Origin of the sequence: Orrella dioscoreae, assembly GCF_900089455.2 — a bacterium.
Taxonomy (GTDB): Bacteria; Pseudomonadota; Gammaproteobacteria; order Burkholderiales; family Burkholderiaceae_B; genus Orrella; species Orrella dioscoreae.
This window is the reverse complement of the sequence record NZ_LT907988.1, coordinates 2,487,700-2,499,815: the sequence shown is the minus strand read 5'-3', so window position 1 is coordinate 2,499,815 and position 12,116 is coordinate 2,487,700. Positions and strand designations below refer to the sequence as shown.

Genomic DNA, 12,116 nt, shown 5'->3' with positions numbered 1-12,116 from the left:
CACCAAGAGGCAGCACCGGCACGCCTCCCGCCGTTTATGCTGTGGGCCTTCTTCCTTTGCGCCTGTCCATGCCTTCCCACGCCAAGCCCGCCGTGACGCCCGCCATGACCTATTCGGCCGCCGGCGTGGGCTGGGCGGTGCTGGCCGTGGGCATCTTCACGCTGATCTTCACGTCGGGGAAGCTCGCGGGCGGGCAGGTGCCGGCCTTGCAGATCATGGCCATGCGCTACCTGGGCGCGTTCCTGACGCTGGCCGTCTGGTGGCTGGCGCGCGGCGGGCAGGTGGCGTCGCTGCGCACCCAGCGGCCGGGCCGGCATGTGCTGCGCGCCTTCACTGGCGCGGCCGGCACGACCGCGGCCATGTATGCGGCCACCCATCTGCCGCTTGCCTCGGCCAGCGCGCTGGGCCTGCTGGACGGGCTGTTCACCCTGGCGCTGGCCGTGCTGCTGCTGCACGAACGGCCGCCGCTGCGCCTGTGGCTGGCGTCATTGCTATGCCTGGCCGGCGCCCTGGGGGTGGTCGTGGCCCAGGCAGGCCTGCCCAGCGCGCAGGGCGGATCGCTCGTGCCGGTGCTGGTCGCGGTCATGGGCGCGCTCTTCATCGCCTGCGAAAGCCTGCTGCTGAAGACGCTCTCGCGTTCCGAGTCGAGCTTCACGGTGCTCTGGTACGTGAATCTCATCGCGGCGGTCCTGCTGTTGTCCGTGGCCGCCCTGGACTGGACACCCATGAGCGCCGGCATGACCGCGGCCTTCCTGGCGCTGGGGCCCTTGTCGCTGGTGGCCATGCTTTGCAATCTGCGCGCCTTCCGCTTGTGCGATGCCGCCGTCATCGGTCCCTTGCGCTACACCTGGATCGTCTTTGGCCTGGTATTCGGCTGGCTGCTGTTTGGCGAACGCCCGTCAGCCGGCGCCCTGGCCGGTGCGGCGGTGGTCATCGCCGGCGGTGTCTGGATCGCGCGCCTGCGCCGGCCACGCTAGGGTCCCGCGGGCGCCTGTCCACCCAGATAGCTGGACAAGGCCAGCACCGATTCCGCCACGTCCACCAGCCGCCGGTTCTGCTCCATGGCGGTCTGGCGCAGCATCCGGTAGGCGGCCTCCTCGCTCAGTTGCCGGTGCGCCATCAACAAGCCCTTGGCGCGCTCGATCACCTTGCGCTCGTTCAAGGCCGCGCGCACCGTGGCCAGCTCGTCGCTGGTGGCCTGCAGGCGGCGGGCCTGCTCGCGCAGCATGGCCAGGATCTCGCGTTCCATGCGCGGACCGTAAGCCGGCGCGCCCGCGCGGCCCGCACCATCCGAGGCCGCCTGCTCCTCCCGCTCGAAGAATGCCGCCAGCGGCGCGGCGGCTTCGCCGGGCGGGGAGGGCGCATCCGCCTGGCTGACCAGTTTCTGCAGCACCGCCTGGTGCGCATGCAAGTCACGCCTCGCGGCGGCCACGCTTTGCTCGCAGCGCTCGCGCAACTGCTCGCCCAGTGCGTTCTCCACCTGTTTCATGGCGTCGATGCGGGCCGTGCAATGCTCGAACCACGTCATGCTGAGCGCCGGGTCCAGCCGGCCGTCGGCCGGCGCCGTACAGACGATGCGGCGCAGGCGTTCCAGTTCGGCCAGCCTCAAGCCGTCCTGGGCGGCCTGCCAACTGGCCAGGCCCCGCGCATCGGCAAAGCCGCCGAAGGTCTGCAGGCATTCCTCCTGCGCGTCGATGAGCGTCAGCAGTTGCTGCTGGCGGCGGGCGTCGCAACGCCCCGAGGCATAGGCGGCCGCGCCGGCGGCACGTTCCTGTCCGGCATATTCCTTGCCCTGCACGAAATTGAAGTACGCCAGCAACAACCGCGACACCTCGGGATCGGCGGCATTGTCGGTGGCATCGAACACCACCGACAGCAGGCTCGCGATCAGCTTGCAGTACGCCGCCGTCACCGCATCCACGTCCAGCGCAAGCTGGTCCAGGCGCTGGCGCAGCCCCGCCAGCGCGTCCAGGCCGTGCAGGGCATAGGCGATGCGGCTGAAGAGCCGGGCGCGGCTGCCCGGATACCCGGTGGCGCCGGGCAACGGGTCGAAATGTTCGCGCGCGGCGGCGATGGCGCGGTCGGTGTCCTGGCGCGCCGCCAGGCACTGCGGGCCGAAGCCGGCCCCGCCTGATCCCACGAACAGATTGGACAGGCCGCGCTCGCGCTGCAATTGATGCACCAGCTCGCCCAGCGCCTGCGCCAGCGCGATGGTGCCGGCCAGTTGTTCCAGCTCGTCGATCTCGCACTGCCTGGCCGCGACGAGAAAACCCAACCCCGACATCATGATGATTCCCCTTGCTGCCGCGGCATTTTTTATGGCGGCTGACTTTTCGCCATCATAGCGGCGGGGCGGGAAACCTGGGGGAATCAGGCCCCGAACAGCAGGAAGCCATACAGCGCGAACAGCCCCAGGTGCATCACGCCCTGCAGTACCGAGGTGCGCTGGCCCTTGAAGGACAGCGTCGCCAGCCAGACGGTGGCCACCAGCAGCACCGTCTCGACGCCGGAAATGCCCATCGTCACCGTCTTGCCCGTGACGAGGCCGATCACCAGCACCGCCGGCACCGTCAGGCCCACTGTCGACACGAAGGCGCCCAGGCACAGGTTCACGGCCCGCTGCATCTCGTTGTTGAGCGCCGCCTTCACCGCGGTGATGGATTCGGGCGTGAAGACGATGATGGCGATCAGCACGCCCGACAAGGCCACCGGCGCCCCCACGGTGACCACGCCATGGTCGATCACGATGGCCAGGTGATGCGCCAGCAGCACGATGGGCACGATCATGCCGATCAGCAGCAGCGTGCCACGCAGGATGCCGCTGCGTCCCGCCGCGCCTGTCGCGCTGCGGGCTGCGTCCGGGCGACGCGCCACCCGCACTTCCATCTGCCCCAGGGGCGGCTGGATGAAGAGCCTGCGCTCGCCGCGCATCTGCAGCCACAGGAAGACGGCATACAGCCCGCCCGTCAGCGCCGCCACAGCCCAGCCTTGCAGCCGATCGAATTCGCCCGCGCCCGCCAGGAAATTGGGCAGCACCAGCGACACCGCCGTCAGCAGCATGATCATCGACAGATACACGCCGGCGCCCTGCGCGTTGAACTCCTGCTCGCCATGGCGCAGGCCGCCCGCCACCAGGCAGATGCCCATGACCAGGTTCACGATGATCATCATCACGGCGAAGATCGAATCCCTGCCGATGGTCGGGAATTCGCCCGGCCCCAGCAGCACCGAGGCGATCAGGACCACCTCGATCAGCACGATGGACAGGGTCAGGATCAGCGTGCCATACGGCTCGCCAAGCTGGTGGGCCAGGCCGTCGGCCTCGTGCACCACGCCGAAGGACGCCGCGAGGATGGTGAGAAACAGCGCCAGAAAGGCGGCCAGGGCCACCCACGGCGTCAAGGGCGCGGCCAGCCAGGCGGGGCCGAATACGGTGAAGGCGGCCACCATCGCCCAGGCCAATGCCAGGCGCAGCCAGGTGGCGCGGGCGTTGCGGGGATCGGTGGAAGGAAGCGCGGGGGAGGGAGGAAGCGGGGCCATGAACGTCATCCTGTAAGGACGGGGCCGTCCCCGGGTGCACGCGCGTTCAAGGCCGTCCTTGAAGGGCAGGGCGTATAGGTTGCCTGGCGGGAGGATTCTACCTCGGCGGGGCGTGCCCCGCCGCCGACAAGGGTTATGATGAGGACTGGATAAACATCCAGTTTTGTTTTCTGCAATGCGTCCGCCAGGCATGTTCCCCGCCCACCGCTATTACTACCTGCACAACTTCCAGCGCGCGCTGGACTGGCTGGGCACGCGTTACGCGGATGTGCTGGGCCCGGCGGAAACCGCATTCCTGCAGGCGTTTCCAGCCTTGCCCCAGGCTTCCCGGGCCTTGCTGGTGCGCTTGCTCATGCGCCGGCCCACGGTGCACCGCGCGGACCGCCTGCACTACGAGGAAATCGGCCCGGTGGTGCCGGCGGCCGCGCCCCTGCTGGCGCTGGGTTGGCTGCGTGCCGACCCGGTGCTGGACTGGCCGGCGTGGGCAAGCCTGCACACCAAGGACGCGCTCGCCCGGCGCTATCCCCAATCGGGCCTGCGCGCCACCTTGCGCAAGGCGGAGCTGCTGGCCGGGCTGGAAACGTTCCTCGGCACGCCGCCTGCCCAGCCTTGCAGCGCCTGGGGCGCGGCGCCCGGCGAGGCGATCTGGTCCGTCGAGATCGCCCCCCTGGTCCAGCGCCTGCGGCTGATGTTCTTCGGCAATCTCCACCAGGAATGGTCCGAGTTCGTGCTGGCCGACCTGGGCGTCTTCCAATACGAAGCCGTGCGGATCGATGCCAGCACCCGCGCCTTCCAGCAGGCTGCCCACGTCGATGTCTATCTGGCGCTGCAAGCCTTGCGTGACGGTCTCGATGCCCCCGAGCCCGTGCCCGCGCCGGCGCTGCGCGAACAGGTGCTTGCCTGCGCCACGGCCGTGCCCTGGCTTGCCCGCAGGCAAGCCAAGGTGCTGTTCCGGCTGGGCCAGCATTGCGAGCGCGGCGCCGACTGGACCGAGGCCGAGCAGGCCTATCGCGCCAGCACGTACCCCGGCGCCCGCCAACGCCTGATCCGCGTGCTGGAGCGCCAGCAACGCCATGCCGAGGCGCACGCGCTGGCCACGGCAGTGCTTGCGGAAGCAGAGGCGGGCAATGAAGCCGAGCAGCAAGGCGTCATGCGCATGCTGCCGCGCCTGGCCCGCCAGGCCGGGCTGGCCGCCGTCCCCCGGGGCAAGCGGCACGGCGCCGCCCCCGACACCCTGGTCCTGACGCGGCCGGCGGATGCGCCCCGCGTCGAATGCGTCGTGCGCGACCATTACGCCCGCGATGGCGCCAGCGTGCACTGGGTGGAAAACGGGCTCATCAATTCCTTGTTCGGGCTGCTCTGCTGGGAGGCCATCTTCCTGCCCGTGGCAGGCGCGTTCTTCCATCCCTTCCAGCGCGGCCCGGCCGACCTGCACGAACCCGATTTCCATGCCCGCCGCGCCCGGGCCTTCGACGCCTGCCTGGCCTTGCTGCAGAGCGGCGAACACCGTGCCCGCATCCTGGCGTGCTACGACGCCAAGGCCGGCATCCAGTCCCCCTTCGTGTCCTGGGGACTGCTCACGCGCGAACTCATCGAGACCGCGCTGGACTGCATCCCGGCCGGCCACCTGGCACGATGGTTCGCGCGCCTGCTCGCCGACATCAAGACCAACCGCTCGGGCCTGCCCGATCTCGTCTGCTTCTGGCCGGCCGAGCGCCGCTACGAACTCATCGAGGTCAAGGGGCCCGGCGACCGCCTGCAGGACAACCAGATCCGCTGGCTCGACTACGCGCAACGCCACGGCCTGCCCGTGCGGGTCTGCCATGTGCAATGGGCGGCCATGGAGCAGGGCGCATGAAGCTGGAAGTGGCCGTGCGCACGCTGTGCGACTTCACCGCGCGCGCGGGCGACCTGGACTCGCGCTTCACGCCCGCGCCGACAGCGCTGGAAGGCATGGCCGGCCACGCCGTCATCGCCCACCGGCGCGCGGCGCACGTCGAACACGAGGTCACCTTGTCGGCCAACCATGCAGGCCTGACGGTGCGCGGCCGCGCCGACGGCTACGACCCGCGTGCCCGGCGCGTGGAGGAAGTGAAGACCTACCGCGGCGACCTGGCCGCCTTGCGCGCCAACCAGCGTGCCCTGCACCGGGCGCAGGCGCGGGTCTACGGCCACATGCTGTGCGCCTCGCGCGACCTGGCCGAGATCACCGTGGCGGTCGTCTATTTCAACCTCGACACGGAAGAAGAAACCGCCGAGGCCGAAACCCTGGACGCCGCCACGCTGGCCAGCCTCTTCAACGACCTGTGCGAACGCTACGCCGGCTGGGCCATGCAGGAGCGCGCGCACCGCGAAGCCCGCGACGGCGCGCTCGAGGACCTGGCCTTCCCTTATGGGCAGATGCGCGCCGGGCAACGCGAACTGGCCGTGGCGGTGTATCGCGCCGCCCGCGACGGCCATCCGCTCATGGCGCAGGCGCCCACCGGCGTCGGCAAGACGCTGGGCACGCTGTTTCCGCTGCTCAAGGCCTGCGCCACCCAGGGGCTGGACAAGGTCTACTTCCTGTCCGCCAAGGGGCCTGGCCACGGCCTGGCGCTGGACGCCGTCGCGCGCCTGCACGCCTCGCGCGAGGGCGGATTGCCGTTGCGGGTGGTGGCACTGGTGGCGCGCGACAAGGCCTGCGCGGAACCTGACCGCGCCTGCCACGGCGACGCCTGCCCGCGCGCAAGAGGCTTCTACGACCGCCTGCCAGCCGCCCGCGCGCAGGCACTGGCGCGCCCCGATGCCACGCTGACCCGCGAGGCGGTCCGGGCCGTGGCGGACGCGCACGGCGTCTGCCCCTATTACCTGAACCAGGAACTGGCGCGCTGGAGCGACGTGGTGGTGGGCGACTACAACTATTGGTTCGACGCCAACGCCATGCTCCATGCCCTGACCCTGGCGCATCAATGGCGCGTGGCGGTGGCGGTGGATGAAGCGCACAACCTGCTGGCGCGCGCGCGCCGCATGTACAGCGTCACGCTGTCGATGGCCGAGCTGCGTGCCGCGCGCCTGGCGGCGCCAGGACATCTGCGCAAGCCGCTGGACGCACTGCTCAGGTCCTGGCGCGCCGTCCAGAAGAAGCAGGACAGCCCGTACGCCGCCTACGACACGGTGCCCGCCAAGCTGCGCGAGGCCGCGCAGCGCGCCAGCACGGCGCTGGCCGAACACTTCGCGGGCGGCCCCGCCGCGCCGGACGATCCCGCGCTGTCGCTGTACTTCACGCTGCTGCAGTTCGGCCGCCTGGCCGACAGCTTCGGCACCCATGCGCTGTTCGACCTCACCGTCACCGAAGGCGCGGGCCTGCGCGCCAAGCCCGAATCGGAGATCTGCATCCGCAACGTCGTGCCCGCGCCTTACCTGGCCGCCCGCCACGCCGCCGCGCGCAGCACCGTGCTGTTCTCGGGCACGTTCAGCCCGCAGTCCTTCCACCAGGACACGCTGGGCCTGCCGGCCACGACAGGCTGGGTCGATGTCTGCGCGCCGTTCGACCAGGCGCAACTGCAGGTCAACGTCGTGGGCCATGTCTCCACCCGCTGGCGCGACCGGGCCGGCTCGGTCGCGCCCATCGCCGACCTGGTGGCCAGGCAATACGCCGCCCAACCGGGCAACTACCTGGTCTTCCTGAGCAGCTTCGCCTATCTGGAACAGGTGGCTGCGCAACTGGCGGCCGCGCATCCCGGCATTCCCACATGGACGCAAGCCGCGCGGATGAACGACGACGCCCGCGCGGCGTTCCTCGGGCGCTTCACCGAAACAGGGCAGGGCGTGGGGTTCGCGGTGCTGGGCGGGGCTTTCTCGGAAGGCGTGGATCTGCCGGGCCGCCGCCTCATCGGCGCCTTCATCGCCACGCTGGGCCTGCCCCAGGTCAATCCGGTGAACGAACAGATGCTGGCCGCCATGCGCGCACGTTTCGGCGATGCGCTGGCCTATGACTACACCTATCTCTATCCCGGCCTGCAGAAAGTGGTGCAGGCCGCGGGGCGGGTCATCCGGACGGAAACCGACACCGGCACGGTCTATCTCATCGATGACCGCTACCGTCAGCGCAAGGTGCGCGTCTTGCTGCCCGACTGGTGGCGCGTGGCCGAAACGCGTCCGCCTAGGGCTGCCTGACCACCTTGCCGTCGCGGTAGATCACGTAGTTCTCGCCGCCTTCCTTCTGCGACACCAGCTTGCCGTCCTGGAAGCCCGAGGTATAGGTGAACTCCGGCTTCACGATGACCTTGCCTTGCGCGTCCATGATGCCGTGGCGCTGCGGCGCTTCCATGAACCAGAAGCGGTCCTCGCCGGCCGGGCTGATGGGCTTGCGGGTGCTGAACAAGGCCTTGCCCTTCAGGTCCAGCACCTCGTACACGCCGTCGCGCAGCGTCAGCAGGTGCTTGCCGTCGATCAATTCGGCGGCGTCGTAGCGTGGCTTGACCAGTTGTTCGCCCTGGATGGAGTACAGACCGACCTTGTCCCGCTCGCCGTCCCGCACCGAAATGACCTGGCGGGTCGACTCGAACCCGATCTGGCTGTATTCGAGCGGCACGAGGATGTGACCCAGCCTGTCGATCACGCCCATCCCGGCGTCTTCCTTCGAGATCACCGCATACGAGTCGCCGTCGAAAGACGTGAACGGGTAATAGCCGTCCTCGCGCATGATCCAGGCGTCCTGCGACTTGTCGTAGAAGCCGGGCAGCAGCGGCAGGTCCTTGCGGTTGGCCTTCTGGTGCTTGCGTAAGTCCACATAGGCCATCGCCGACGCCAGGCCGGCGCGCTCGCCCTTGGCATGGGGCGACATCGACATCGGCGCCACGGGCTCCTCCGGGCATTCCGGCATCAACGACGTGTCGCCGCCGTTCTTCTTGAAGGACTCCGCGAACCCCGCGCAGAACGGATCGGAATAGGCGGTGACGGAGCCATCTTCCTCGACCACGCCGACGGCGTCCTGGAGGCCGTCCTCGGCGGATTGGGCAAACGCGGCGGCGCCCATCGTGGCGATGGCGACGCCGAGCATCCAGCGCAGCAGGGTCGGGCGGATCGAGGGCAGGGAGGCAGTGGCGGTCATCACAGGCGTGTGGGCAGTCAGGGTGTGCCATTCTGCCAACCCAGCCTTCACGGCCCGGTAACAATTCGCATCCGGACGGACAGCCGCCTCAGAACGCCACCTTGCCGAACATGAACAGCACATTGCCCGCGCCGCTGGCGCCGGGAATGTAGGTGGCGTAAAGGTCGGCCTTGCGATAGCCCACCGACACCAGCGGCAGCGCGCCAGGGAAGGGCGCGCGCCCGAACATGTCCGAGCGCGAGGTCAGGAAGACCGTGTAGCCGGCCCCCACGCGGCCGTTCTCGCCGATGCGGCCGATCTTCTGGAAGGCATAGCCCGCAATCGGCTGCCAGTCGCTGTGCGAATCCAGGAAGGCCATGGCATAGAGCCCGTGCCAGTCGCCATCTTCATCATGGAAGCCCTTGCCCAGGCCGCCGCCCCAGGCCACCTCGCGGAAGGTGTCGACCTTCTCGCGCGTGTAGGTCCAGCGGTTGTGCCAGGCGTAGCCGCTGACATACATCTCGGTGCGGCCTTCGTCCCAGACCTGGTGCAGGCGGTTGCAGCCGGACTGGAACCAGCCGGGGCCGCTGGTGCAGGAGGCGGCGGAGACGGGCAGTGTCGCGGTGCTGACCGCCGCGGCGAGCAAGGCGGGGAAAAGAGGAAAGCAGCGTTTTTTCAAGGACATGGCAACGGGACTGACAATAGGCATGACAGCAATACTACAGACAGGCTGGGCACCGCAGCGACGGGACCCGCACGTTGCCATGCCAGTGGGTGGCCGGGGGGGGCCTGGAATGGATCCAATCCCGAGCGAGTTTTCTCTAACCGCAACTTCTCATAATATACATTATGCGAATACTGGACAAACAGTCCACGCAGGCAAAGACACCGCCAAACCGCCAGTCGACCTTCAAGCCCCCAGCGCCCGACGCACGTCCGCCTCGATGCAGCCGATGCAGCCGATGCCCGCCTGGCACAGCAGGCGCCGGCGGCGGCTGGCCAAGGCCGGCGTGGCGGCGGGGTTCATGTCTGCTGGTAGACGGCGACCACCCGGTCGAACCGCCTGACAGCGAGGTCCTCGCTGCGGATCAGGAAGTACACGGTGCCTTCACCCAGCACGTCGCCACTCCAGTCCGCCAGATCCACCTGCAGCAGCAGCCGCCAGTCCCGCGCGCGCTGCATGATCCGATCGCGCTCGCGCTGCCAGGTCTCGCGATCCAGGAATTCCTGCTTGTAGTCGGTCACGACCACGGCCTGATAACGCGGGTCATCCTGTTCAGGCGCCGGGCTGCCCAGCAGCTGGTGGCGTTTCCATTTTTCGGCGGGCCAGGACAGTCCCTGGTCTTCACGCATGCCTTCGTAGGCATCGGCGAAATCCTCATCCGCATTGCCGGCTGGCCGCAGCCCTGGCAGGCCCTCGCTTTCCAGCGATGCGGGATCGGGCGCCACGAGCATGGCACGCAGCGACACCGGACGGGGCTGGGCGCCGTACACGGTGGCAGGCTGCCTGGCGCCCTGCGCGGCCCGGTCGTATTCGCGGAACACGGCTTCCAGTTCGCGCCATTCCGCCTGGGCGGCGTCGGCCAGGTCAGCGGGCATGGCAAGCGGACGCAGCGCCTCGCGGGGCGTCTCGTCCCAGATCACGCGCACCGTGCGCGCGCCCGACTCCCAGGGGCCGATGGCAAGATCATGGAAGAACAGCAGCCTGCCCTGCGCAGGCAAAGCGGCCGCCGCCGCGCCCAGGCGGCTGGCTTCCTCCAGGTCGATCTGGCCGATGAAGGCGAAAGGCAAGCCCTTGCCCAGGTGCACGCGCATCTCGGCCGCGGCCGACGCGTTGCCGCGTTGGGCGATGGCATCGATATCGTCGGGAATGGACGGGCGCGGCCATTGCGCCCCTGCGGGCATGTCGGGCAGGCCGCCCAGTCTTGACGCGCCTGGCTGTCCTGGGTCAGGCACGGGGCGCAGGGCAATCGCGGGCACCAGGGCCTGCACCACTTCCTGGACTTGCTGCGGCGCGAAGAATGCCTGCATGGCCTGCGCGGCGTGATCAGGGGAATCGAACATGCGTCATCGCTTCCTTGTCGACGGGGTTTGGCCTGGCCGGCTGGCCCGAGGCCGCCAGCCTGGAAGGCTGGCCCGGTCAGGCGCCGGCGCCGGCAAAGTTTATCCAATCCCGCTTGTCGGCAGACAAGCGATGCGCCCTGCCGCAAATCGTCGTCACCCTTTGTCATGCACCGACATGAGTGGGGAAACAATCGGATGCACGCAGGCCTGTCGGGTTTTGCTAGCCTTTGCCCGCCCCATCGACGATCGCCCGCCACATCAATGACACTCCGCATTCCGCTCTTCTTGCTGGCCCTGTGCGTCGGCGCGCCGGCCCTTGCACAGCCTTCCGCCCAGCCTGCTTTCGAACAGGGCTACTCGGCCTACGAAGCCGGCGACTATGCCAGCGCGCGGCAATACTGGCAGCCGCTGGCCGAAGCGGGCCATGCACCGGCCCAGTACGGTTTGGGCCTGCTGCATGCCAATGGCCAGATCGCTGGCCACGATGACGTCTCCGCCGTGTCGTGGCTGCGCAAGGCGGCCGAGCAAGGCGAAGCCGGCGCCCAGTTCAACCTGGGCATGATGTACGCCAATGGCCAGGGCGTGCCGCGGGATTATGCCCAGACCGCGCAGTGGTGCGCGAAAGCCGCCAGTCAGGACGACGCCGACGGGCAATATTGCATGGGCCAGTTGTACGCCAACGGCGATGGCGTCAAGCAGAGCGACGAACAGGCCATGCAATGGTGGCGCAAGGCCGCTGAACAAGGCCATGCCAAGGCGCAGAACAGGCTGGGTGAACTGTATGCCGTCACGGAAGGGCCCTTGCGCGACAACGCGCAGGCCGTGCACTGGCTGCGGCAGGCCGCGCAGCAAGGGCTGCCCGTGGCGCAGAACAACCTGGGCACCCTGTACCTGGACGGCCAGGGCGTGGCGCGGGATCCCGAGGCCGCCATGCACTGGTTTCGCCGGGCGGCCGAGCAAGGCGACGCCGATGCCCAGTACAACCTGGCGGTGGGATACGACTTTGGACGGGGCGTCGCACGGGACATCTCGCAGGCGGTAGCCTGGTATCGCAAGGCTGCGGAACAGGGGTACGCCAAGGCCCAGTCCAACCTGGGCGCGCTGTATGCCGATGGCGATGGCGTCGGCCGGGACGAGGCGCAAGCGGTGGCATGGTGGCGCAAGGCCGCCGAGCAAGGCCACCCCCGTGCCCGCATCAACCTGGGCGTCATGTATGCCGAAGGACGTGGCGTGCCGCGCAACCTGCCGGTTGCCTATGCGCTGCTTGGCACGGCTCGCTTGCCGGAAGACCTGGCCGGCTACCGCGACAGGCTGGCCGCGCAGATGAGCCGGGCGCAGATCGCGCAAGGCCGCAAGCTGGAAGCGGACCTGATGGCCGCTGGCAGCGGCGCGCAAGCCATCCGTCGCGTGGACCGGGCACTGGACGCCGCGCCGCGGTAAG

At 69.0% G+C, this 12,116-nt stretch carries 9 protein-coding genes; 4 read left to right on the top strand and 5 right to left on the bottom strand.

The window, feature by feature from the left end; translation table 11 throughout:
- Nucleotides 1–68: 68 nt before the first annotated feature.
- Nucleotides 69–977 (top strand): DMT family transporter, encoded by a 909-nt coding sequence (locus ODI_RS11720; protein ID WP_098020899.1) that lies wholly within the window; start codon nt 69–71, stop codon nt 975–977.
- Here ODI_RS11720 and ODI_RS11715 read toward each other — a convergent pair.
- A complete protein-coding gene (locus ODI_RS11715; protein WP_067756843.1) occupies nt 974–2,287 on the bottom strand; it encodes a nitrate regulatory protein in 1,314 nt (437 codons plus the stop codon). The two genes, ODI_RS11720 and ODI_RS11715, sit on opposite strands and share 4 nt — an antisense overlap.
- 83 nt (nt 2,288–2,370) lie before the next feature.
- Nucleotides 2,371–3,540: a calcium:proton antiporter gene (locus ODI_RS11710; RefSeq protein ID WP_082985414.1), complete on the bottom strand. Its 1,170-nt coding sequence runs from the start codon at nt 3,538–3,540 to the stop codon at nt 2,371–2,373.
- Nucleotides 3,541–3,730: 190 nt separating this feature from the next.
- On the opposite strand from ODI_RS11710, the gene ODI_RS11705 reads away from it, so the two are divergent.
- A complete protein-coding gene (locus ODI_RS11705; protein WP_067756898.1) occupies nt 3,731–5,398 on the top strand; it encodes a VRR-NUC domain-containing protein in 1,668 nt (555 codons plus the stop codon).
- Complete coding sequence (locus ODI_RS11700; RefSeq protein ID WP_067756846.1) at nt 5,395–7,695, top strand: ATP-dependent DNA helicase; 2,301 nt, start codon at nt 5,395–5,397, stop codon at nt 7,693–7,695. Before ODI_RS11705 ends, ODI_RS11700 begins: the two co-directional genes overlap by 4 nt.
- On the opposite strand, the gene ODI_RS11695 is transcribed toward ODI_RS11700, so the two are convergent.
- The 3 genes from ODI_RS11695 to ODI_RS11685 form a co-directional block, all read right to left on the bottom strand.
- Nucleotides 7,682–8,632 (bottom strand): WG repeat-containing protein, encoded by a 951-nt coding sequence (locus tag ODI_RS11695; RefSeq protein WP_067756849.1) that lies wholly within the window; start codon nt 8,630–8,632, stop codon nt 7,682–7,684. The two genes, ODI_RS11700 and ODI_RS11695, sit on opposite strands and share 14 nt — an antisense overlap.
- An 88-nt stretch (nt 8,633–8,720) precedes the next feature.
- Nucleotides 8,721–9,296 carry a lipid IV(A) palmitoyltransferase PagP gene (gene pagP / locus ODI_RS11690; protein WP_067756852.1) on the bottom strand — a complete coding sequence of 192 codons (576 nt, stop codon included), beginning with the start codon at nt 9,294–9,296 and terminating at the stop codon, nt 8,721–8,723.
- A gap of 338 nt (nt 9,297–9,634) precedes the next feature.
- Nucleotides 9,635–10,675, bottom strand: a complete 1,041-nt coding sequence (locus ODI_RS11685; RefSeq protein ID WP_067756855.1) for a YwqG family protein — start codon at nt 10,673–10,675, stop codon at nt 9,635–9,637.
- 261 nt (nt 10,676–10,936) lie between these two features.
- On the opposite strand from ODI_RS11685, the gene ODI_RS11680 reads away from it, so the two are divergent.
- On the top strand, nt 10,937–12,115 hold the full coding sequence (locus ODI_RS11680; RefSeq protein ID WP_067756858.1) for an SEL1-like repeat protein: 1,179 nt from the start codon (nt 10,937–10,939) through the stop codon (nt 12,113–12,115).
- Nucleotide 12,116: the final 1 nt, after the last annotated feature.

Excerpts from the sequence above, each read along its gene's own strand:
- ODI_RS11700 (WP_067756846.1), top strand. The coding sequence starts at position 5,395 with ATGAAGCTGGAAGTGGCCGTGCGCACGCTGTGCGACTTCACCGCGCGC.
- ODI_RS11715 (WP_067756843.1), bottom strand. The coding sequence starts at position 2,287 with ATGATGTCGGGGTTGGGTTTTCTCGTCGCGGCCAGGCAGTGCGAGATC.
- ODI_RS11685 (WP_067756855.1), bottom strand. The coding sequence starts at position 10,675 with ATGTTCGATTCCCCTGATCACGCCGCGCAGGCCATGCAGGCATTCTTC.
- pagP (WP_067756852.1), bottom strand. The coding sequence starts at position 9,296 with ATGTCCTTGAAAAAACGCTGCTTTCCTCTTTTCCCCGCCTTGCTCGCC.
- ODI_RS11705 (WP_067756898.1), top strand. The coding sequence starts at position 3,731 with ATGTTCCCCGCCCACCGCTATTACTACCTGCACAACTTCCAGCGCGCG.
- ODI_RS11695 (WP_067756849.1), bottom strand. The coding sequence starts at position 8,632 with ATGACCGCCACTGCCTCCCTGCCCTCGATCCGCCCGACCCTGCTGCGC.
- ODI_RS11720 (WP_098020899.1), top strand. The coding sequence starts at position 69 with ATGCCTTCCCACGCCAAGCCCGCCGTGACGCCCGCCATGACCTATTCG.
- ODI_RS11710 (WP_082985414.1), bottom strand. The coding sequence starts at position 3,540 with ATGGCCCCGCTTCCTCCCTCCCCCGCGCTTCCTTCCACCGATCCCCGC.
- ODI_RS11680 (WP_067756858.1), top strand. The coding sequence starts at position 10,937 with ATGACACTCCGCATTCCGCTCTTCTTGCTGGCCCTGTGCGTCGGCGCG.